The sequence below is a fragment of the Sinorhizobium numidicum genome (genome assembly GCF_029892045.1).
GTDB classification, from domain to species: Bacteria; Pseudomonadota; Alphaproteobacteria; order Rhizobiales; family Rhizobiaceae; genus Sinorhizobium; species Sinorhizobium numidicum.
This window is the reverse complement of sequence record NZ_CP120368.1, coordinates 637,991-658,496: the sequence shown is the minus strand read 5'-3', so window position 1 is coordinate 658,496 and position 20,506 is coordinate 637,991. Positions and strand designations below refer to the sequence as shown.

Genomic DNA, 20,506 nt, shown 5'->3' with positions numbered 1-20,506 from the left:
CGTGTATCCGGAGTGGATGCATCGTCCGGCCCGCCTGTGCTTTCAGCGACCTTCTTGTGGGCTCCCGCCCGGGAAGGCCGACTCTACTCCCCTCTCCCCATCCGCATCAGGCGGATGTCGAAGCATTTTCCGCGTCTATCGTCGGCCTCGCATTGGCGATGACGAGATTGACGCCGGCACTTTCGAGCATCGAGGCATGCCTGTCCTCGATACCCGAATCCGTGATCACCGTGGCGATGCGCTTGAGCCCGCAGAGAATGAGGCTCGAACGCTTGTGAAATTTCGAGGAATCGACGAGCACGACGAGTTCGTCGGCCTGGTCGATCAGCTTCTGCTCGGCCTGGATCAGCAGCGGATCGGCCTCCATCAGGCCGAGCGGTCCGAGCCCCTGGGCGCCCATGAACATGCGCCGCGCATAGAAGTTGCGCGTCACGTCATTATCGAACGGGCTCAAGATGATGTTCTGCTCGCGGTAAATCGTGCCTCCCGAAAGCATCACCGTATTCTTCGAGTGCTTAAGCAGGTGCTCGGCGATCGGGAAGGAATTGGTGAAGACCTGCATCCGCCGGTTCGCCAGGAAATGCACCATCTGGAAGGTCGTCGTGCCGCCATTGATAATGATCGGCTCGCCGTCCTTGCAAAGCGCCACCGCCTCCCGGGCGATCGCCTGCTTCTCTCGCGCATGCAGACCTTCATTCACGCTGAAGGGGCGGCCGGCGAGCCCGACGAATTGCGGCGGATTGATCGCCTCGGCGCCGCCGCGCACCCGGCGCAGGCGCTTCTGCACATGCAATGCCGCGACATCACGGCGGATCGTCGCCTCCGAGCTGCCGGTGAGCTCGACGAGTTCGGGCACGGTTACGACCGGTTTTTCCTGTACGGCCGACAGGATGACCCTATGTCTTTCTTTCTCGTGCATGCGCTCCTCCGATGCCTGCATGCTTCCATCAGTCCCGAGCATTGTCAATCAGCATCGATCATAATTTTTCATTGTGCGCCGCAATATGAATGTTTTTGATCGTTTTTGATTGACATTTGCGCAGCCACCGTGTGATCTGATGTCAATCATATCGCCGCGGCCTGAGCGCCAGCGGACATCTGACCGGGAGGAAATCGAGATGCTCGACAAGCAACAGGGCGCACGCCTGGCCAATCTCTGGGATGAGGCCAAGCCGGCAGGGATGAGCGAGCCGGAGCGGCTTCTTTATCGGTCAAATCTCCTCGGGTCGGACAAGCGCATCACCAATTATGGCGGCGGCAACACTTCCGCGAAGGTGATGCAAAAGGATCCGCTTACCGGCGAGACCGTGGAAGTCCTTTGGGTCAAGGGATCGGGCGGCGACGTCGGCACCATCAAGATGGACGGCTTTGCCACCCTCTATATGGACAAGCTCAACGCCTTGAAAGGCATCTATCGCGGCGTCGAATTCGAAGACGAGATGGTCGGCTATCTGCCGCATTGCACGTTCAACCTCAATCCGCGCGCCGCCTCGATCGATACGCCCCTGCATGCCTATGTGCCGAAGGCTCACGTCGACCACATGCATCCGGATGCGATCATCGCGATTGCCGCATCGAAAAACAGCCGCGAACTCACCCAGAAGATTTTCGGCGACGAGATTGGCTGGCTGCCATGGAAGCGGCCGGGCTACGAACTCGGGCTCTGGCTCGAAAAGTTCTGCCTCGAAAACCCCAAGGCGCGCGGCGTCGTGCTCGAAAGCCACGGCCTCTTTACCTGGGGCGATACGGCCAAAGAGGCCTATGAGACGACGATCGAGATCATCAATCGGGCGATCGCATGGTTCGAAGCCGAGAACACGGCGCCGGCTTTCGGCGGTCCGGTGAAGCCCGTACTCGAAGCGTCCGAGCGTGTCGCCATCGCCAAGCGGCTGATGCCGATAATCCGTGGCCTGATCAGCGCCGACGAGAAGAAGGTTGGCCATTTCGACGACAGCCAGGCAGTGCTGGACTTCGTAACCTCCAAAGAGCTGAAGCCGTTGGCGGCGCTCGGAACGAGCTGCCCGGACCATTTCTTGCGGACGAAAATCCGGCCCCTGGTCATCGATTTCGACCCGGCGCAGCCGGACGTCGAACAGACGCTTGCCGGACTTCCGGCGGCGATCGCCGCCTACCGCGCCGATTACGCAGGCTATTACGAGCGCTGCCAGCACGCCGACAGCCCGGCGATGCGCGACCCGAATGCGGTCGTCTACCTGATCCCAGGTGTCGGAATGATCACCTTTGCCAAGGACAAGGCGACCGCCCGGATTTCGGGTGAATTCTACGTCAATGCAATCAACGTGATGCGCGGCGCCTCCGGCGTCTCGACCTATGTCGGCCTGCCCGAACAGGAAGCCTTCGACATCGAGTATTGGCTCCTCGAAGAGGCCAAGCTCCAGCGGATGCCGAAGCCGAAGAGCCTCGCCGGACGCATTGCGCTCGTGACCGGCGGCGCCGGCGGCATCGGCAAGGCGACGGCCGACCGTTTGATGCAGGAAGGCGCCTGCGTCGTTCTCGCCGATATCGACGAAACGGCACTCGAGGCCGCTCGGGGGGAACTCGCCGGGCGTTACGGCAAAGACTTCGTCCGCTCCGTCAATATGAATGTGACCAGCGAGGCGGCCGTCGAAAGTGGCTTCGGCGACACGTTGCTCGCCTTCGGCGGGCTCGACATTCTCGTCTCCAACGCAGGACTCGCTTCGTCGGCAGCCGTCGAGGATACGACGCTCACGCTCTGGAACAAGAACATGGATATTCTCGCGACCGGCTATTTCCTGGTTTCGCGCGAAGCTTTCCGTATCTTCCGCAGCCAGAAGGCCGGCGGCAACATCGTCTTCGTCGCCTCCAAGAATGGTCTTGCCGCCTCGCCCGGCGCTTCGGCCTATTGCACGGCCAAGGCGGCCGAGATTCACCTTGCACGCTGCCTGGCGCTCGAAGGCGCATCGGCGCAGATCCGCGTCAATGTGGTCAATCCCGACGCAGTCTTGCGCGGCTCCAAGATCTGGAGTGGCGAGTGGAAGGAGCAGCGCGCTGCCGCCTACAAGATGGACGTCGACGAACTGGAGGCGCATTACCGTGAACGCTCCATGTTGAAGCTCAGCGTCTTCCCCGAAGATATTGCCGAGGCGGTCTACTTCCTCGCCTCCGACATGTCGGCGAAATCGACCGGCAACATCGTCAACGTCGACGCGGGCAACGCCCAGTCCTTCACCCGTTGATTGGGAGGCTGCCATGACCGAAATGATCAGCACATCCGTTGTCGAGGCCGAAAATGCAAACCGTCGGGATGTATTGCGCCGCGACTACGAAAGTCTCGGCGAGCGTCTGGCGCGCCGGGGAATTGACATTGACGCCGTCAAGCAGAGGGTCGCCGCCTATGGCGTTGCCGTTCCCTCCTGGGGGGTCGGCACCGGCGGCACGCGCTTTGCGCGCTTTCCGGGCCTGGGCGAGCCACGCAGCATCTTCGACAAGCTCGAAGATTGCTCGGTCATTCAGCAGCTAACGCGCGCGACCCCGACCGTTTCGCTGCATATTCCCTGGGACAAGGTCTCCGATCTCAAGGCATTGAGGGAAAAGGGCACAGCGCTCGGACTCGGCTTCGACGCGATGAACTCCAATACTTTCTCCGATACCCCTGGTCAGGCGCACTCCTATAAGTTCGGCTCGCTCTCGCACACCGATGCGGCGACACGGCGCCAGGCGGTCGAGCACAATCTCGAGTGTATCGAGATCGGAAAGGAACTCGGCTCGAAGGCGCTGACGGTCTGGATCGGCGACGGCTCCAACTTTCCGGGGCAGAGCAATTTCACAAGGGCTTTCGAGCGCTATCTCGACGCGATGAAGGCGGTCTATGCGGCGCTTCCCGACGACTGGCGGCTCTTCACCGAGCACAAGATGTACGAGCCCGCCTTCTATTCGACGGTGGTGCAGGATTGGGGCACGAATTATCTGATCGCACAGGAGCTCGGCCCAAAAGCCTTTTGCCTCGTCGATCTCGGCCACCATGCCCCGAACGTCAATATCGAGATGATCGTCGCTCGGCTGATCCAGTTCAAGAAGCTCGGCGGCTTCCATTTCAACGATTCGAAATATGGCGACGACGATCTCGATACCGGATCGATCGATCCCTATCGCCTGTTCCTGGTGTTCAACGAACTCGTCGATGCCGAGGTGCGGGCCGCCGACGGCTTCAATCCAGCCCATATGCTCGATCAGAGTCACAATGTGACGGACCCGATCGAGAGCCTGATGACGAGCGCCATGGAAGTCGGCCGCGCCTATGCCCAGGCGCTCCTCGTCGATCGCAGGGCACTCGAGGGTTATCAGCAGGAAAACGATGCGCTGATGGCCTCGGAAACGCTGAAAGTCGCTTTCCGAACCGATGTCGAGCCGATCCTCGCGATGGCACGCTTCGAAAACGGCGGCGCCATCGCGCCGGTCGCGACCTATCGCACCAGCGGCTACCGCATGAAAGTGGCGGCGGAGCGCCCGGCAGTCAGCGGCGGTGGCGGCGGCATCGTCTGAACCGCGTTCCGGGGCGCGAAGAAAAGGGAACATTTCGCGCTCCGCACCTCCGGCAATTACCACGTTGGAGAAAGATCGCGCTGTTTTTCAACGGCATCTGCCGTGTGACTCCGGTCAAAAATCGTTGTGTGATCGAATTGCCCGCTATCTGATTTCATGATCTATCTTTCCTTGGGGGTACAATGGAGAGAACCGTTCATGGGTATTGAAAGCATTCTGGTATTTCTGATCGTCGGCGCCGTTGCGGGCTGGCTTGCAGGCCTGATCGTCAGCGGCTTCGGCTTCGGATTGATCGGCAACATCGTCGTCGGCATTGTCGGTGCCCTCATTGCCGGCTTTCTCTTCCCGGCGATCGGCATCAGCATCGGCAGCGGCATTCTTTCCGCGATCGTTCACTCGACGATCGGTGCGATCATCCTCCTGGTGCTCATTCGCATCGTCAAACAAGCCTGAATGGCGGTACCCTTTTAGACGGTCCGCGCACTATGCGCGGGCCGACCACTGCAATGAACGAGCGGAGGCAAAGATGACCGAACGCTATGCCGAAAAGATCGAGACGGCGCTTAAGTCCTTCATCACCGATCATCCGGGCACATTGACACGCGAACAGGCGATTTCCACGATTCTGGAAAACTGGTTCGCAAGCCACGGCTACCTGCCGCCGCAACAGGAAGGCCTGCGCCCCGAAGAACTTGACGCCTCGAATGACGATTGAAACGTTGCGCCATCCGGACGCGACGCCGCTGAAACTGCAGCGCGCCGGCAGCGCATTCCGTCCGTTCACAACGAGCAATTTACAGCATAGATCGCCCGAAATGAGCCTCGCCTCCGTCAAGCAGTTTTTTTCCCACCACGCCCCGGACATCAATGTCATTGAACTCGAGCAAAGCACCGCGACGGTCGCGCTCGCTGCCGAAGGTCATGGCGTCGAACCGGCCCAGATTGCCAAAACCCTGGCGCTCAGAGTGGGCGATGATGTCATCCTGATCGTCACCCGTGGCGACGCCCGCCTCGACAACAAGAAATACAAGGCCCGCTTCGGCACCAAGGCGCGCATGCTCGGCTTCGAAGAAGTCGAGGCGGAGACGGGGCACCCGGTCGGTGGCGTCTGCCCTTTCGGCCTTGCCAAACCGCACAGCATCTACTTGGACGAATGCCTTAAGACCTATGACGTGGTCGTTCCCGCCGCCGGCGCAACCAATGCCGCCGTGCATATCAGCCCGGCGCGCATGGCTGAGCTGACCGGAGCCGAATGGATCGACGTGTCGGAAACTTGATCATCTGGAATGGCCAAAGCTATCGCGAGCTCTGTGCGTCTGAGAGACGCAGAGCGCGTGCAAAGCACCCCGGCGATCCGCTCTGAGGCGGCTGCCGGTCCGGCAGTTAGAGAATGGCGAATAGAAACATCAACGAGCCGAGCGAAAGCGCGGCCATGATGCTTATCAATACCTTCATCATATGTTCCGTCATTCCCCTCAGCTCCCAGGAATGGACGAATGCAACGTCCGGGCTGACGCGGAAGTCCGGCCCGCCTCATCGGACGTCAAGGATTTTGTAACAAATCGGCTAAGAAATCATCCTGCCAATAGGGAGTAGCCCGGCCGTAGGTAGCCCAGCCTCATCCGCTCGGGCTCGCTTGCCCGGTCGACTTGCCGGGGTTGGGCTCAAAAACGTGCCGATGGCCGGCGTCTCGCGGCAACCGAAATACTTCGACGGATCAAGCCTCGCGCAAGATCAAAGTCGAATAGCTGTGCTCCGTCTGATCTCCGGATAATCTCGTCGGACGCAAGCCGAAGCCTGCATTCCGGAATGCGAACGTCGCCATAGTTGTCGTTGAGCGACGACCTTGCAGAACAGTCTCAGGCCGAGCCCGCTTGTGCAGCGGACACTGCACGAGCCGAGATCATAAGGAGCAACCGGGTGGATCAAATCAAGCTCAGCATCTGCATACCGACATACAATCGGGCACCGTTTCTCGAGAAGGCGCTCGGCTATTTTGTCGATCTTTACAAGATCCCCTACCGCTATGAGATTGTCGTCTCGGACAACGCCTCCACCGATAACACCCGCGAGACCGTCGACACCTTTGTCGGCAAGGGGCTGCCCATCCGCTACTTTCGACGCGCGGAAAACCACGGCGCCGAGCCAAATCTGGCGAGCGCCTTCCGCCATGCGCGGGGCGAATACGCCGTCTACCTCGCCGACGACGACATGCTGGCCATCGACGGCCTCCTGGAGGCGATTCGTTATCTCGATCTAAACCCGGAGATTTCCGCCTGCTTTGCACCCTGGTACATCCACAACGAGGTCGAGGGCAGAGATACCGAGCTGTTCTACAACGTCGACGCCGACGTCAAATTCGACAAGGATGCGTTCGAGCGGCTGTTCGCCTTCATGGTCGAGCGGCATATCTTTCCGGAAATCGGCATTTACCGGACGGCAACGCTCCGCTCGGCCTGGCTGCCTCGCCACTTCGCCTATTGGGCGTTCGCGAATCTCGCCCATTACATGGTGCAAGGCGGCGTCGCCTTCCTGAAGAAACCCTTCTATCGCCAGGTCATTCAGTCGAAGATCGCCCGTGATCGCCCGCAGGCGGGCCACGACGAACTGCTGACCGCGTGGGATCGGTACAGGGGTGGATTGGAATATTTCCTGCACGTCGGAGCCAAACACGGTGCCGTGCGGCTGACGCCCGATCGGCGACAGGCACATGACAAGCTCATCAAACAGTTCACATGCGTCCGCATGGCCGTTGCGATGCGCATGTGGGCGGCGAAGAAAGACTATATCAAGGCGTATGAAATCTTCTCGCGACTGGCGCTTGCCGGATTCGAGCATCATCCGGTTGCCCAGCAGCTGAAGGGATCGCTGCCGCTCATGGTCGCGGTGCAAACCCTTGCCTGGTCGACGAATGCCGCAGCCGAGATTCATCGGCTGGTGCTGCATGGCGTCGACAGTCACGCTTCGCTGGAAGGGCTCCTGCGAGAACTCGGCCTCCGCCAAGATATTGCCGTCGTCAGCCACGACCCCGATCTCTCCCCGGACGAAATCCTGCGGACAGCGGTCTTTGTCGTCGCCGGTGAGGATCGGCAATCATTTCTTGCGGAAGGCTACTCGCCGAATCTGGTCTTCTGCGAGAGCGACATCGTCAGCACCGTCGTGATCTGAGCCTCCTGGAGCAGTAACGAGGAGTCTCCATTTCCCCTGCGGGAAGGGGAGGCGCACCCCTTCCTTAATCAGAACCGATTTGAGGAATCATGCAGTAACGGCATCCAAAAGGTGAAGGCGCCGCGCGTCTGAAAAGACCCACGGCGCAAGAGGACGAGCGAATAACTTTTCCATCGGAACGGCAAAAAAATCTTACGCAGGCTGGCTTACCGAACCCCGTTGGTCTTGGAGCCGCTTTGCGACTGTCCCGCGCCGGAACCGCCCTGCGACACGCCGTTGCCATGCGAACTGCCGGGATTGTTGGGGCTAGCGCCGTTGCCCCAGCCATTATTACCCTTAGTTTTGCCACCGCCTCCGGAAGCGGCAATCGCATTGGATGTGAGGCTGGTGGAAAGCAGCATGGTGACGGCGGGCGGCGTCACGATCGCGAATCGGCCACAGCTTTTCAAAAATTCTCGCCGATCTTCCTCGCTCCGTGACGGCAGCTCGTTTGGCATCTCGGACATCCACGCCTCTCCTTCGCGTTGCGTCTTTTATTAGTAATACAATAATATTTACACAATAGACACTGAATTTATCTTGTTTACTTCCAATCTCCAGACTTAGCTCGCGATAATTTCGGATTAATCCGAAATCATTAGTTGCAAACTGCAAATAAATTTCAACACGTTAGCAGGCGTTACAGTGAAATTCCTGCGCGCTTTCACGGCCAATTCTATACCTTGCCCAAAGGCTTTGGCCGAAAAATGCGGCGCAACTCACGGGCTTTCCGCTTCGCCTCCTGCCATCGGGAGGGGTAAGGCTCGCCGCCATAGCGGTCCCAGGATGAATAGTGCGCCACTTCCGTCAGAAGCGTCAAAAGCGTCAAAGGCACGGCGAGGTATTGTCTTTCGATTTGCATCTTCCGCCGGGCAAGCTGTAGATGCGGCAGCTTGCCGAATGTCAGTTTGGTCGCATTGTCGATACGGAACAAAGTGGCAGCCGTCAGAATTTGCGTATCCGCGGCGTTTCTTTCATAACCATCTGCAAACAGCGACCTTAGCGTCTCCCACCTAACGTCGTTCGACCGGACGATGTTCGCAATGTCGAAAAGATGGCGTAGGTCCACCAGACCTCGCCAATAATCGCCGTCCTGAAACTGATCATGCAGTATCAGGAAGACGATCTGCGCTAAAGCCGACGGGATATGCACAACACCGCCATCAACGGCCGTGCGGCTGCTGTGGCGGTATAGCCGTTCGATATCGCTGAAGGAGATGGGACCTTTCGGGCGGCATTGAAGGTCGATGCTCCCGACATCCGTTGGGCGCACCAGCACGGCCGGCAGATGAAATTTTGGATTTCCCGGCCATGAGCCGTCGCCAGCGGTGAACTGGATTTCATATCCGATGCTCTGAAGCGCTGTGATAGCTCCGGGCATGTCCGCGGGACGAACGAGAATATCCAGGTCGGTCAGTATTCGGGCACCGATCTCGCTCGGTGCCCGGGCCAGGAGAATTGCCGTGCCCTTGATGACGATCGGCTCGATGTCGACCCGATTAAGGCAATTGACCGCTTCTTTCAGCTGCGTCTTCAGCCTCAAATTGCGCTGCGTATTTCTCTCATAAAGCACGGCCAGGTATTTCCGGACGTCCTCGGGCACGCCGACCGTTTCTGGAAATTTAGCTGTCGCGAGAGCAAGGAATGAGATCGTCAGGCTGTTGTTCGCCAGCGCTATCAGTTCATCCCAATTTATCTCCTTAGGGGGTTTGCCATCGAGACAGGACGCAAGGGCCAGAAGATTTCGGTAGCTATTTCCCGTCATGATATCGACTCAGCACCTCGACGGCCTCATCGAGCCGCGAAAAGGTAAGCTCGATTGTGCGAGCACCAGAAATAGCATGCAACAAGCTTTGGAATTGCATCAAACTCAGACGGCCCGCCGGCGTGAAGGCGCCCGAAAGCAGCTCCGACAGGACCCGCGCCGGCTCGACATCTGAAATCACGGCCGGGCCCTTTTTCCGGCGGCGGATGAGAACGATAGTTCCGAGCGGAACCGTCTCGCGCGGTGCATACCGGACCGGCGCGAGATATCGCACATTTTTATTGTCCAGGCGGCGGTGTATCGGACAGGCCATGATGGCATCCTGGAGGCCCGCAAAGAGGTTCCATGAACCTCGCTTCAGCGCCGGCGCAAAGGGCACCCCCCGCAGCAAGCCATCCGCGCTCATCAACGCGATGTCATCGCCGCCGCAAGCAAAGCCTCTTTCGAGAAGCGCCAGAGCGAGCGTCGTCTTGCCGGCGCCGGGCGCGCCGCAAAGCAGAAGGCCATTCGATTTCTTCACCAGAAGGGCCGCATGAAGGGCAACATTCGTCCCGACGTTTGCAAGAACATCGTCCGTCAGCGATGCCTTCAGAGTCGGTGCCGCTTCTGCCGCAGTGACGATCGTCCCTCCGGAGCGGTTCCTGATGATGCACGCCCGGTCCCCGAAGCGCGCCACTTCGTAGGAAATCGAGGGCCGAAGGTCTTGCGATGCCTGATGATCGAAGACAGGCAGAACGAGGTCGAGCAATCCTTGATCATGATAGGCCACCGACACCGCCGTCCCTGCGAGATCGAGCACTTGCCTATGAAGGGGCGCTCCATCCTCCCGATCGAGGACAATGTCCAGCAATTGCTGGCGCGACCAATAGAGAAGATATTCTTTGATGAACGAGCGCGCGCCCCTCGGGCTGATGCCACGTCCCGTCAGATCGGCTTCCAATTGTTGAAACGACGTGGCCTCGGCGAGCGTGCACGTCAGGTAGGCCGTGAGATCGTCGACTTCAAAAATCTGTTGCGACGATTCAACAAAAACCGTCTTCCGTTGACCAAGCAGGAAAAATCGTGCCCCGTCAGAGACGCGGAACTTCATTCCAAACCCCTTGCCCTTCGCCAATCAATTCGGATCGGCGTCCCCAACATATTTTCTTATTTGTGATCGAAAAATCGCGTTCACGCCAGCCCAATAAACAGCCTTCGGTCGCAAGGCGTGCGAGCGACACGGCAGGAAATTGTATTCGGTGAGCAAGCGCTAATTTGTAGAATGGTGCCCGGAGGCGGATTTGAACCACCGACACGCGGATTTTCAATCCGAGATCATGTCTTGAAAGTATTGGTCTTTTCGCCTCCATGACGCAACCATGTCGCAGTCCAAAATTAACCCCCCATCAAGATTGCCTCCGCCGCCGCCAGTGCAGAACCGTCATCGCCCTTTGGAAACAGGTGGCCATACGTGTCGAGGGTCATGGTGATGGACGAGTGTCCGAGACGTTCTTGAACGACTTTCGGCGGTAGGCCGAGACCACCGTCTTCGTGCCGGTTGATGCACCACGAGGCGTAAAAATGCCGGAGGGCATGAAGGCCGGTGTACTTCGCCTTGAGGATCGGATCGCCGTCCTTATCGACCTTGCCGGTATCGACCGTAAGCCCGGCAGCGATTTGGGGAGGGATAAGGCCGCGATTGACGATGTTGGCGTGGCTCTCGGTATTCCCGAAACCGTTTGGGAAAACGAAATGCAACTCCGTAATCGCATTCCCGGCATCATCGATCCGTCCTATATCCCTGCGGGGGCATATCAGCTTCCATTCCCGCAGGGCATTGGCGACGAGCGGTGGCAACGGCACCTTGCGCTCCCCTGCCCCTGATTTCGGACGCCCGATGTCATCGTAGCGATCTGCGCGCTGCGTCACGTGGATTTCGAGCGTGTTGAGATCGACATCAGCCCACCGGAGGCCGCGAAGCTCGGATGAGCGCAGGCCGGTGAAGATCGCAGCTAAGATCAATGGACGCCATCGTCCGGCAAGTTCGTTGATGATCGAGCGGACTTCGGCAGGCGTCGGAACATCGACACCGATCTTGAGCTTGCCCTTCGCTCGCTTTTCCGCCGCGCGCTCTTTCCCCTTCCGACGGGCGCCGCGAATGTCCCGAACTGGATTACGCGTCACCAGTCCTCTTTCCTGCGCGTCGGCAAGTATAGAGCCTAGGGACCCCAGCACCTTTTTGACCATCGCCGGGCTGCGGCCGTCAGCGCGCAGCCGGTCCTCGAAATCGCGGATCGCCGGGACATTGAGGCGGGAAAGGAGGGCGTCCCGATGAGCGGTTCAATGTGGAATTTAAGGTGCTGTTTTCGCTGCTCGATAGTCGCGCGCTCAAGACCAGCCGCCTCCCCGCTCGAAATCCAAAATTTTCCCGCCTGTTTCACAGTGGAGCTGTCGCGGTCTGCAACGTGAGTGCCTTCACGTACCTCGATTTTCGCTGTCGCTGCGAACTGATCTGCATCTTTCTTTTTTGCGAAGGTCTTGAGCCGCCGGACGCCCTTCGTGTCGAAGTAATCAACAATCCAGGCGGATTTTTCCTCACCTTTCGCAGTCGTCCATTCTCGCTTCCTTACCGACATGTCAGACGCCTCATCTCTTAGGTTTTGCACTGGCTGAATTCTTGGCTCGGAGCGCAGCAACCCGGCAGCGGTCAGAGCAATAGACGGCGCTGGCACGGCGTCCGGTGAGATGCCCGGTCAAGAACACAGATCCGCAATGCTCGCAGTGTCGCAACTTCGCGCCCGCTTCGAGCGCAAAGGCGACCTCACAAAACATCAGATCAGCAAGCGAAGACGGTTTAAAAACCAACTTCTGCCTCTTCGCATCTTCTGAGTGTTCGAATGCCGGATAGAATGAGACGTTGCGGAGATATCGCTCGGCCCAAAGGGCTCGCCCGCTGTCTTCATCGGCGTTCGTTAGTTGTAGGCCTTCTTCGAGTTCCTCCCGCAGGCTTTCTAAGAGCGGGACAAGCATCCACTCACGATCAGCCTTGTAGTCGGGCGGCGCGGGCATACCGAACCGCGATGTAAATGATGCAAGTGCGTCGATATTCCGCGCGTTGACGAGGCGCAAGGCCATCGGGTCTTCAAGACTTTTTACTCGGAAAGGGATCAAAGATTTTCGATCGGTCTTCGCCCTGACCAGTTGTGCGTCCCCTAGAATGTCGGGCAGCAATGTGTTTGCGGGTACAACTTCCACCCCATCCGACGGTCGCCGCCAATCCAATGAAATCATATACATAGCCGCCCCCGTTATTCTAATTCCGTGCACGATTGCATATGGAACTTTTGCCGGTTGATTTCGATGCGTTCCGATAATTACCTAGCGTTACGGTAAATTTCAAATTACCGCAACATCAAAGGAGATATCGATGCAGGCGCATACGGAGAAAGAGGCATCGCTCGTTTGGGGCGCTGACCGGATCGCCACTGAAATCAACCGAACGCGTCGGCAGACGTTTGCACTTCTTGAGGCCGGCCATATCCCGGCCCGGAAAGTAGGCGGCAGATGGGTGGCAGATCGCGAGGAGCTCCGGGCATTCTTCAAACACGGCAACCCTCAGGCAGGCGCCGCATGACGAAGCGGATGAATTGGAGTGGCGCTGCCGATCGCGACCGGAGTGCTCGCCAGGGCTCCGACAACCTCGCAGATTACGGCCTCCCCGGCGGCTTGACGCCGCCGAAGTTGCGGCAATCGAAGGCGAGCCTCCGCGAGGAGCTCGCCGAGGCGCAGGCAAAGATTACGCGGATAGTCCGCTGCGTCTGCGGCCATAAGGCTTCTGTCGCCCTGCCGCCCGCCTTGGCGGGGCGGCGGCTATGGTGCTCGAAGTGCGGGAGGGTTACGGAATGAGCGCTGCCCGGAATTTCACTTTCGAAGAGCTTCGCGATCCTTGGGTTTTGCACTACGAGCTCGGCGCCCCCGGGGGTGGCCCGGTGCCGTTTCCGTCGGCCCGCAATAGCCGCGAGATCGAGCGTGCAGCCCGTGCGATCATTGCCGGTCGGTCGCCCGGCGTGCAGGGTTGGCTCAACAAGCGCGTAACCGAACTTGCCGCCCTAGGCGTCGAACGGGAAACGGCTCGGCAAGACGTGGCCGACCTGAAAGCCGCCATCGAGGCCCGGATCGTCCGCATCAAGCTGATGGAGGGCGGCGATGAGGACTGACGCACTCTTGAAGGCAAAGGATCGCATAGCGCGGGCAGAGCGCTCGCTCGATGATGCGATGTCCGAGGTCACAGTCGCGAAAGGTGCGTATCGGCGGCAGCAGCTCGCGCGCCGCCGTGTCAACGATATTATTGCTGTGGTGAATTCCCGCTTCGGGGGAGAGAAAGTTCCTCGCGCTGTAGCCAAGCCATATGTGCGAGCGCTGCTTTTCACATTGATGTGGGAGCAACGTGGAAACCGATTGGTCGCGGCCCGCTTCACAGCTAACGCCTTTCCAAACTTCACGGTTGAGGAGCTTATTGAACTCGGGGCTGGTTCCTACGCGATGAGCAGCCAGGATGTCGCCCGGCTGTTGGGCGTCGGCCTCGAAGAGCGGCAGTGGCTCGGGCTTACGATGATCGGCGCCCGTGACCTCAGCGACGACGAATACACGGCCTTCTTAAAGGATGAGGACAGGAGGCGACGGGCTGATCGGAAGCGGCGCGCCCGTTCGCGCAGCATGGACGAGAGACGCGCTGATGAAAAGGCGAAGAGGGAAGCTCTCGAAGAATTGGCGAAGGTGCACGGTAAGTCCATCAGGACGATCCGCCGCTGGATCGAAGATGGGACAATCGGCGACGTGTCAATCTCGCGGGCCCACGGTAAGAGAAATAGGGGGGACGCGACTTTGCCAACCTCGAATTCGGCGGCGGGCAAGCGGCCGATAAGGCCGCGCAAGGCCCGAGCCGCCGTCAATCTGATCGACGGGAAAAAGAAACCGGCCACATCCTCGGCGGGACGCGACCGGATCAATAAGAAATTAGTACACGCGGAAAAATACACGACCTGCCCGGATTTCGAAAGGGTCGTTCAGTCCTTCATCTCCTTACGAGACAGGATAACGCGGCGGGTCGCTCTCGCCCTCGCGTCCAGCCAGACCGGCGCGCTTCCGGGCGGCTCTGAGGCCGCCCCGCGCGCCTCGGAAAATCGGAGGGCCGCTCGATGACGAAGCGGCAAATCGCGGAAGCTCTGATCGCGTCCGGCATCTCCCTTCGCGCGTTACAGGTCGGCTTCGAAATATTGAGCGAAATCGGCGCGGAAGGACACGCCCGTATCGGGTCGCGGGCGCTCGCCGAGCGCCTGCGCATCGGCAGGCACGACGTTCGCGACCTCGTTCGAGAAGTCGAAGCGACGGGTGTGATCCGGTCGCGGTTCGATGGCTCGCACAAGATTTTCGAGGTCCGCCATGCAGTCTGAACTCGAAGCTTTACCGACAGCCGATCTCGCGGAGCTTGCCACCGCTGCCCTCGCCGAACTCGCGCGTAGGGCGGGCGGCGACGCCGCCGCGCCCAAGCAGCTCGACCTTCTACCCGAACTGGGCCCGATCGACCCGACGACCGTCGATCTTGATGAGCGACTTCCCGACGGCTCGCGCCGCTGGCTCGCTCCGAAAGAAGCCGCCGTCATAGTGCGCACTGATCCGGGTACGGTCGTCAGAAAGATCAAGGCGGGAGGGTCCGGCGTCCGAATAGGGGGAAGGTACTATCTCGACGCAATCAACTTACGTGGCCGGAGATAATCTCCGGCCGTTGCTTTGCCGATTTGCAGATTTGTGCAGATTTCATTCGTAGAGCGGCGTCCATCTGAACGGTAATATTTGCTCAATTATCTCAGATGGAGGCTCGATTGCCCGTATTTTCCGACGTTCATATTAATTTCCTGCCGAAGAAGGCGCGCGCAAAAGCAATCGCGCTCGACGAGGCGCGGGACGCCGCCGCTGCCGCCGTGAAGGCGGCAAACAACGACCTCGAAGCCGGATGGGCGCGTAGGGATGCCATCGAACGCGATGCCCGGAATGCCGGACAGCGCATTCGGACGGGCACGGTCAACCTTGCGAACTATCCGACCGACAAGCTGCGTGCACTGATCTCCGGCGCGACTGACGAAGACCTCGTCACGCCGCTCCTCGCAAAGGCCGAGCTCGACATCGCGGAACGGCTCAAGCCTCGCCTCGACCGGGCGTCAGAAGCGTTTCAGGCGTTCGCCGTCGTTGATGCTACCGTGCAGTGGCTCAATGAAGCTATGCGGGCCAAGGCCAGGCTCGAAGACGCGCCCGCCGCGAAGCTGAAGACGAGCGACTTCCTGAAGGATGTTGAGCGCGTTCGGGAAGAGATCGCCGAAATCGAAGAGCGGCTTGCTGCGGTCGAATATGCGCCGCTCCCGCTTGCGGACGTTCGCAAGTCTATCGTCCGCGAGATCGACGCGATCGCCGAGAGGGGCCGCCCCTCGATCAGCTTCACCGCCCGCGAGGTGTCGCCGATCAGGCTCGACCGGGCACTCGGTTTCGTCAATTCCAAGGCCGGGCCGCGCATTGCGGAGACACTGGTTTGGGCGATGCGGGATGTCATCACCGAGCAGGCACTTGCCCTAGCTGGCACGATCGAGCCAGAAAACGCAATGAGCGACGACGAGCGCGACGCCGCACTCGGGAAGCTCGCCGCCGACCGCCTCGCGGCCGAGCGGCTGGAAGAGACGACGATCACTGCCGCCGCCGCGATCGGCCAGGTGATCCCGCGCCGCGCCGACGCTGATCCGCGCGCCGTCCTTGAGGTCGTCGAAACGTCGCCCGCTTGGCGGTCGCGTCACGACATTGGCCTCGACAATGCCCTCGTGATGGGAGGTTGAGCCATGCTGACCCCGCAAACGATCGCCGACATCGGCCGGTTCCTCGATCAGCACACGCTTCTTGCAGAAGACGCAGCACGCGCAATTTTGCGCGCGGCGGCGTCGGTGGGCTGATCTCGGTCGTGTTGCTGTGGCGCGATCGCGGCGACAGGATAGTCGCTGAGGTCGCCCACCTTCTGCACACGCCTTTCCCCGAATGCCGCAAAACACCGATCAGCCTGCTCCTGCGTATGCACGCGCAGGCGCAGCGGATCGGCAAAGCAATAAGGAGCTGACGGCATGGCCGGTCGCACTCTCACTTCATCCCTCGTCGTTCGCCTGATCGATCAGGTCAGCGGCCCGGCGCGCAAGGCTGCAAGCGGCCTGCTCGGGCTGAATAGGGCTGCGAGCGGCAGCTTCGGCTCGCGTCTCGGCGCGGCCATCGAGCGGAACAATCGCGCGCTGGATAACGCGCGCGGCTCCCTGTTCGACGCCGCTGCGGGCTTCTTCGCCTTGAAGGGCGCGATCGCCGGGCCTGTGCGCGAAGCGATGGCCTTTGAAAGCGCGATGGCCGATGTCAAAAAGGTCGTCGATTTTCCGACCCCGAAGGCGTTCAAAGAGTTCCAGCAGGCCCTTATGGACCTGTCGAAGACCGTGCCCATGTCGGTCAACGGCCTGGCGCAGATCGCCGCCGCCGCCGGTCAGGCAGGCATCGCCGGGGACGATCTAATCAAATTCACGGAGGCTGCCGCCAAGGTCGGCGTTGCCTTCGATATCAGCGCCGATCAGGCTGGCGACGCGATCGCCAAGCTGATGACCGGCCTCGGTCTGACGATCGACGAGGCGGTCCTGCTCACGGACAGCATGAACCACCTGTCCAATGCGCAGGCATCCTCGGCCGCTGAAATCCTCGATGTTGTGCGTCGCGTCGGCGCGCAGTCGAAGCAGTTCGGCTTTACTGCGACACAGGTCTCGGCCTTCGCGTCCGCGATGATCTCGGCGGGTGCGGAGACTGATGTCGCAGCAACCTCCTTCCGCAACATGGCGCAGGCGCTAACTCGCGGGGAAAGCGCTACAGACAGGCAGGATGCCGCCTTTAAGAAGCTCGGTCTGAACGCGAAGAAGGTCGCTAAGGCGATGCAGAAGGATGCGGTCGCGACGACGATCGATGTCCTTGAGCGGATCAGCAAGCTCCCGAAAGAGACGCAGGCGGCGATTTCGTCTGATCTGTTCGGCAATGAGGCGAGGGCGCTCGGTCCGCTCCTGACGAACATCGATCTTTTGCGCAAGAGCATCGGGCTCGTGGATAATCAAGCGAAGTTCGCCGGGTCGTCCTTCCGCGAATTTGCGGTCCGGTCCAAGACTTTTGAGAACGCGGTGCAGGTCTTCAACAATCGCCTGTCGGCATTGAAGATCGTCATCGGTGCGGCCCTGATCCCGGCGCTCAATGATCTGATGGACCGGCTCGCACCGATCGTTGATGGGATTACGAGCTTCGCCCAGGCGCACCCGGACCTGACGAGGAATGTGATCGCAGCCACAGCGGCGGTCGTCGGCTTCAAGATCGCGACCGCCGGGTTGACGTTTGTCGGTTTGATTGGCCGAGGCGGCGCCCTCTCGATGCTGGCCCTCGGCTTCAACACCGTCGGCCGGGCGGCGATCGCAGCAACACGCGGCGCTCGGGGGATGGTTGCCTTGCAGTCGTCCCTCGCGGCTATGAGCGGCATTCGGTACACCGGCCTTAACGCAGCGGTGGACGCGCTTAAAGGGATGGCCCTTGCCGTCCCCGGCGTCTCCGCAATCAGCGGGGCTCTATCGGCCGTGGGGGCCGCGCTCGCTACGATCTCCGCTCCTGCGTGGGGGCTGATCGCGCTCGGCGTCGCAGCCGTTGCTGGAGCAGGGGCGCTCCTGTGGAAGTATTGGGACCGCACCTCCTCCGTGGTCAGCGGCGTCGCGCGTGCGCTCGGTGAGCAGTTCGCCCCCGCGATCGAGGCGGCCAAGCCTTACCTCGAATGGCTTCGTCCCGTCGGGGAGGCCATCGCGTCTGGATGGGGGAAGGCCTCCCAGGCGATCAGCGACTTCGCCGGATGGATCGGATCGTTCTTCGAGCAGGAGGTGCTATCCGAGGATCAAAAGGCCGCATGGGAGCGGGCTGGGCACGATGCAGCGACGCGGATGATCGAGGCAATCAAGTCAGTGTTCACCGGCTTGGTCGATTGGGCGGCTGGCATCGGTGCGCAGATCGGCGCCGCGATCGCAAATTCCGCTATCAACGCCGTCAACAAGGTCCGGGGCTACCTTCCGACCTGGGCCGGCGGCGTCGAGGGTCCTGGGCCCGCAACCGACAATGCGGCTGCCAAGCCTGCCGTATCCGGTCACCGCGCTCGCGGCGGGCCGGTGTGGCCGGGCGGGTCGTTCCTCGTCGGCGAGAAGGAGCCAGAAGTCTTCACCCCGAAGTCGGCCGGAACGATCACCCCCGCGAGTAAAGCCGGATTGAGCGGCCCGATCACAATCGGACCATTCAACATCAACGGTGTCAGCGACCCAATGGAAGCGGCGCGCCGGGCTCGTGATTTGGTCAGGGACGAGATCGACAGTCTCCTCCGGGGCGCGCACGCTGACTTTCCGGCGCGCTGATGGCTACAGATCGCTTGTTCGATTTGATCATCGACAGTCTCATTCGGCGAGGCGGGGCAGATGCGTCCCGCCTCGTCACTGAGCAGGCGCGGCGACCGTGGATGCAGCGCGGTGTCTACGATGCGGCGCAGCGTCTTGGCCTGCTTGAGGGCGAAGCCGCCGCAGCAATGGTCTACGGCACGGCATTTGAGGAAGGAGCGCTCGCGGCCCTCCGGCTCGCCCGCCTGATCCTGTCGGACCCCGCCGTTCGCGGTCGAGAAGCGGAAGCCCTCAAGCTGATCGAGGAAGGAGCAAGCCACGGCGACATTGTTGCCCGGTTACGTGTCCGGAAAGAGAGGAGCTCGCTCGACAGTTCGCAGAATAATGTTGTTCGGTTCGAACGATGAAAGCAGCAAAGGGCTGCATCTTACCGGCGACCGCCCGGCCCACGACGAATGTTTCGTTGTAGCTGCTCGTTTTTGTCGTTTCGCGCGAGAAACTCTTCCTTGCGATTGAGGAGCTCCTCCCAGACGAAATCCGTAATGGTGAAGGGATAGTAGTCTTGATGGTGCTCCCCGCCGGGTGTCCCTATCAAATGCTTCATCAGCATATTCGCGATATCACCATCGTGAACATATGCCAAAAAGGAGCGTTCGCCTTTTCTCAGTGCGGTCGCGAGATATTGCAGTTCTTTGCTCGTCAGATGATCCAAGTTGTCCAAGATGCGTTTCTTGGCAGCATCGGCCTTGGCGATCTCCTCGGCTTTCGCAGCAGAGGCGGCGCTCTCTTGTCGCCTGCGATCGGATCGCTCAGCGAGCCAAAGTCGAACGACATCCCCAGCAGAAAACAGAAAAAGGCAGCCGAACAATAGGGCGGCGAGAACGAACGCTGAGAAGACCACCGCACCAAAATCTGTGAGATTGACAAAGCCAAACCAGTGGAAAACCAGCGCAATCACGAAGAAGGCGAACAAGCCGCCCATGATCTTGGTCGGCAGTTTAAGGGCATCAAGCCATTTTACGTCAGGCATCATCAGCGGGTTACTACCGTTTCTGTTGTCGATCTCGCGATGATCTATTGGCCGCTGGGTTGAGGAAAGTCAGACGGCTTCTCCGTTCGAATGCATCTGCATTTGTCCACAAGTTAATCTTCGAACATCTGACAATTTCGATCCGGGTGAGATCAGATCGGCGCTTGCGGCAACAGGTACCTTTTCGGCTCCCTATAGGGCGCGGGAGCGCGGCCCCCCGACTTTTGAGTGTTTTTCAACTTCTCAAAAACGCGGTTGGGTTGGGTTCTGGCCGCATAAAATTCGATAAATGCCTAGCATTGTGGTGAGTTCAGCGACATATTTCCGGTCTCATCGAATAATCTCCAAACAAGAGAAAGGATCGCCCATGAGCGCTGTCGTTGCCGCCGCTGTTGCGGGTGCGAAAGAGGTCCTGCCCCCCGATTTGTGGCTTGAGCGTGTGCGGCGCGATCCTTCGGTGACTAACGCGGCCTTTCGCATCGCTCACGCTGTCGCTGCGCACTCAAAGCGGGGTAGCTACCGGGC

21 protein-coding genes and 1 pseudogene are annotated in these 20,506 nt (G+C 60.0%); 15 read left to right on the top strand and 7 right to left on the bottom strand.

All coding sequences use genetic code 11. From position 1 onward, the window contains the following. Positions 1-106: 106 nt before the first annotated feature. The gene (locus tag PYH37_RS14215; RefSeq protein ID WP_280735574.1) at positions 107-919 is read right to left on the bottom strand and encodes a DeoR/GlpR family DNA-binding transcription regulator; all 813 of its coding nucleotides are present in this window, start codon (positions 917-919) and stop codon (positions 107-109) included. 199 nt (positions 920-1,118) lie between these two features. Here PYH37_RS14215 and PYH37_RS14210 point away from each other — a divergent pair, with 199 nt between their 5' ends. The 6 genes from PYH37_RS14210 to PYH37_RS14185 all read left to right on the top strand — a co-directional run bounded on the left by PYH37_RS14210 (position 1,119) and on the right by PYH37_RS14185 (position 7,692). Beyond that, positions 1,119-3,218 (top strand): bifunctional rhamnulose-1-phosphate aldolase/short-chain dehydrogenase, encoded by a 2,100-nt coding sequence (locus PYH37_RS14210; protein ID WP_280735573.1) that lies wholly within the window; start codon positions 1,119-1,121, stop codon positions 3,216-3,218. A gap of 13 nt (positions 3,219-3,231) precedes the next feature. Next, positions 3,232-4,524: an L-rhamnose catabolism isomerase gene (gene rhaI, locus PYH37_RS14205; protein WP_280735572.1), complete on the top strand. Its 1,293-nt coding sequence runs from the start codon at positions 3,232-3,234 to the stop codon at positions 4,522-4,524. 198 nt (positions 4,525-4,722) lie between these two features. Beyond that, on the top strand, positions 4,723-4,977 hold the full coding sequence (locus PYH37_RS14200; protein ID WP_280735571.1) for a GlsB/YeaQ/YmgE family stress response membrane protein: 255 nt from the start codon (positions 4,723-4,725) through the stop codon (positions 4,975-4,977). A gap of 73 nt (positions 4,978-5,050) precedes the next feature. Further along, positions 5,051-5,239, top strand: a complete 189-nt coding sequence (locus PYH37_RS14195; protein ID WP_280735570.1) for a hypothetical protein — start codon at positions 5,051-5,053, stop codon at positions 5,237-5,239. Positions 5,240-5,339: 100 nt separating this feature from the next. Continuing rightward, the gene (locus PYH37_RS14190) at positions 5,340-5,801 is read left to right on the top strand and encodes a YbaK/EbsC family protein (protein WP_280736043.1); all 462 of its coding nucleotides are present in this window, start codon (positions 5,340-5,342) and stop codon (positions 5,799-5,801) included. 643 nt (positions 5,802-6,444) lie between these two features. Then, the gene (locus PYH37_RS14185; protein ID WP_280735569.1) at positions 6,445-7,692 is read left to right on the top strand and encodes a glycosyltransferase family 2 protein; all 1,248 of its coding nucleotides are present in this window, start codon (positions 6,445-6,447) and stop codon (positions 7,690-7,692) included. 206 nt (positions 7,693-7,898) lie between these two features. On the opposite strand, the gene PYH37_RS14180 is transcribed toward PYH37_RS14185, so the two are convergent. The 5 genes and pseudogenes from PYH37_RS14180 to PYH37_RS14160 all read right to left on the bottom strand — a co-directional run bounded on the left by PYH37_RS14180 (position 7,899) and on the right by PYH37_RS14160 (position 12,772). Next, a complete protein-coding gene (locus PYH37_RS14180) occupies positions 7,899-8,198 on the bottom strand; it encodes a hypothetical protein (RefSeq protein WP_280735568.1) in 300 nt (99 codons plus the stop codon). A gap of 209 nt (positions 8,199-8,407) precedes the next feature. Continuing rightward, entirely contained in the window at positions 8,408-9,496 is a 1,089-nt protein-coding gene (locus PYH37_RS14175) for a nucleotidyltransferase family protein (protein WP_280735567.1), read from the bottom strand. After that, positions 9,483-10,586 (bottom strand): phosphoenolpyruvate carboxykinase (ATP), encoded by a 1,104-nt coding sequence (locus PYH37_RS14170; RefSeq protein ID WP_280735566.1) that lies wholly within the window; start codon positions 10,584-10,586, stop codon positions 9,483-9,485. Before PYH37_RS14170 ends, PYH37_RS14175 begins: the two co-directional genes overlap by 14 nt. A gap of 284 nt (positions 10,587-10,870) precedes the next feature. Beyond that, a pseudogene (locus PYH37_RS14165) lies at positions 10,871-12,111 on the bottom strand (site-specific integrase). 10 nt (positions 12,112-12,121) lie between these two features. Continuing rightward, entirely contained in the window at positions 12,122-12,772 is a 651-nt protein-coding gene (locus tag PYH37_RS14160) for a hypothetical protein (RefSeq protein ID WP_280735565.1), read from the bottom strand. 130 nt (positions 12,773-12,902) lie between these two features. Here PYH37_RS14160 and PYH37_RS14155 point away from each other — a divergent pair, with 130 nt between their 5' ends. From PYH37_RS14155 to PYH37_RS14115, 9 genes are all read left to right on the top strand, one after another. Beyond that, positions 12,903-13,109 carry a DNA-binding protein gene (locus PYH37_RS14155; protein WP_280735564.1) on the top strand — a complete coding sequence of 69 codons (207 nt, stop codon included), beginning with the start codon at positions 12,903-12,905 and terminating at the stop codon, positions 13,107-13,109. After that, complete coding sequence (locus tag PYH37_RS14150) at positions 13,106-13,381, top strand: hypothetical protein (protein ID WP_280735563.1); 276 nt, start codon at positions 13,106-13,108, stop codon at positions 13,379-13,381. Before PYH37_RS14155 ends, PYH37_RS14150 begins: the two co-directional genes overlap by 4 nt. Next, positions 13,378-13,692 carry a DUF6074 family protein gene (locus tag PYH37_RS14145; RefSeq protein ID WP_280735562.1) on the top strand — a complete coding sequence of 105 codons (315 nt, stop codon included), beginning with the start codon at positions 13,378-13,380 and terminating at the stop codon, positions 13,690-13,692. Before PYH37_RS14150 ends, PYH37_RS14145 begins: the two co-directional genes overlap by 4 nt. Continuing rightward, a complete protein-coding gene (locus PYH37_RS14140; RefSeq protein ID WP_280735561.1) occupies positions 13,682-14,677 on the top strand; it encodes a hypothetical protein in 996 nt (331 codons plus the stop codon). The genes PYH37_RS14145 and PYH37_RS14140 overlap by 11 nt, the downstream gene beginning before the upstream one ends. After that, on the top strand, positions 14,674-14,928 hold the full coding sequence (locus PYH37_RS14135) for a hypothetical protein (RefSeq protein WP_280735560.1): 255 nt from the start codon (positions 14,674-14,676) through the stop codon (positions 14,926-14,928). Before PYH37_RS14140 ends, PYH37_RS14135 begins: the two co-directional genes overlap by 4 nt. Further along, positions 14,918-15,250 carry a hypothetical protein gene (locus PYH37_RS14130; protein ID WP_280735559.1) on the top strand — a complete coding sequence of 111 codons (333 nt, stop codon included), beginning with the start codon at positions 14,918-14,920 and terminating at the stop codon, positions 15,248-15,250. Before PYH37_RS14135 ends, PYH37_RS14130 begins: the two co-directional genes overlap by 11 nt. 107 nt (positions 15,251-15,357) lie before the next feature. Then, positions 15,358-16,356 (top strand): hypothetical protein, encoded by a 999-nt coding sequence (locus tag PYH37_RS14125; RefSeq protein WP_280735558.1) that lies wholly within the window; start codon positions 15,358-15,360, stop codon positions 16,354-16,356. A gap of 279 nt (positions 16,357-16,635) precedes the next feature. Continuing rightward, positions 16,636-18,972: a phage tail tape measure protein gene (locus tag PYH37_RS14120; RefSeq protein ID WP_280735557.1), complete on the top strand. Its 2,337-nt coding sequence runs from the start codon at positions 16,636-16,638 to the stop codon at positions 18,970-18,972. Then, positions 18,972-19,358, top strand: coding sequence for a hypothetical protein (locus PYH37_RS14115; RefSeq protein WP_280735556.1), 387 nt, complete (start codon positions 18,972-18,974; stop codon positions 19,356-19,358). The genes PYH37_RS14120 and PYH37_RS14115 overlap by 1 nt, the downstream gene beginning before the upstream one ends. A 20-nt stretch (positions 19,359-19,378) precedes the next feature. On the opposite strand, the gene PYH37_RS14110 is transcribed toward PYH37_RS14115, so the two are convergent. Next, entirely contained in the window at positions 19,379-19,984 is a 606-nt protein-coding gene (locus PYH37_RS14110) for a hypothetical protein (RefSeq protein WP_280735555.1), read from the bottom strand. Between the last annotated feature and the right edge of the window lie 522 nt (positions 19,985-20,506).

Coding starts and splice junctions, on each gene's coding strand:
- PYH37_RS14215 (WP_280735574.1), bottom strand. CDS start 919: ATGCACGAGAAAGAAAGACATAGGGTCATCCTGTCGGCCGTACAGGAA.
- PYH37_RS14210 (WP_280735573.1), top strand. CDS start 1,119: ATGCTCGACAAGCAACAGGGCGCACGCCTGGCCAATCTCTGGGATGAG.
- rhaI (WP_280735572.1), top strand. CDS start 3,232: ATGACCGAAATGATCAGCACATCCGTTGTCGAGGCCGAAAATGCAAAC.
- PYH37_RS14200 (WP_280735571.1), top strand. CDS start 4,723: ATGGGTATTGAAAGCATTCTGGTATTTCTGATCGTCGGCGCCGTTGCG.
- PYH37_RS14195 (WP_280735570.1), top strand. CDS start 5,051: ATGACCGAACGCTATGCCGAAAAGATCGAGACGGCGCTTAAGTCCTTC.
- PYH37_RS14190 (WP_280736043.1), top strand. CDS start 5,340: ATGAGCCTCGCCTCCGTCAAGCAGTTTTTTTCCCACCACGCCCCGGAC.
- PYH37_RS14180 (WP_280735568.1), bottom strand. CDS start 8,198: ATGTCCGAGATGCCAAACGAGCTGCCGTCACGGAGCGAGGAAGATCGG.
- PYH37_RS14175 (WP_280735567.1), bottom strand. CDS start 9,496: ATGACGGGAAATAGCTACCGAAATCTTCTGGCCCTTGCGTCCTGTCTC.
- PYH37_RS14170 (WP_280735566.1), bottom strand. CDS start 10,586: ATGAAGTTCCGCGTCTCTGACGGGGCACGATTTTTCCTGCTTGGTCAA.
- PYH37_RS14160 (WP_280735565.1), bottom strand. CDS start 12,772: ATGTATATGATTTCATTGGATTGGCGGCGACCGTCGGATGGGGTGGAA.
- PYH37_RS14155 (WP_280735564.1), top strand. CDS start 12,903: ATGCAGGCGCATACGGAGAAAGAGGCATCGCTCGTTTGGGGCGCTGAC.
- PYH37_RS14150 (WP_280735563.1), top strand. CDS start 13,106: ATGACGAAGCGGATGAATTGGAGTGGCGCTGCCGATCGCGACCGGAGT.
- PYH37_RS14145 (WP_280735562.1), top strand. CDS start 13,378: ATGAGCGCTGCCCGGAATTTCACTTTCGAAGAGCTTCGCGATCCTTGG.
- PYH37_RS14140 (WP_280735561.1), top strand. CDS start 13,682: ATGAGGACTGACGCACTCTTGAAGGCAAAGGATCGCATAGCGCGGGCA.
- PYH37_RS14135 (WP_280735560.1), top strand. CDS start 14,674: ATGACGAAGCGGCAAATCGCGGAAGCTCTGATCGCGTCCGGCATCTCC.
- PYH37_RS14130 (WP_280735559.1), top strand. CDS start 14,918: ATGCAGTCTGAACTCGAAGCTTTACCGACAGCCGATCTCGCGGAGCTT.
- PYH37_RS14120 (WP_280735557.1), top strand. CDS start 16,636: ATGGCCGGTCGCACTCTCACTTCATCCCTCGTCGTTCGCCTGATCGAT.
- PYH37_RS14115 (WP_280735556.1), top strand. CDS start 18,972: ATGGCTACAGATCGCTTGTTCGATTTGATCATCGACAGTCTCATTCGG.
- PYH37_RS14110 (WP_280735555.1), bottom strand. CDS start 19,984: ATGATGCCTGACGTAAAATGGCTTGATGCCCTTAAACTGCCGACCAAG.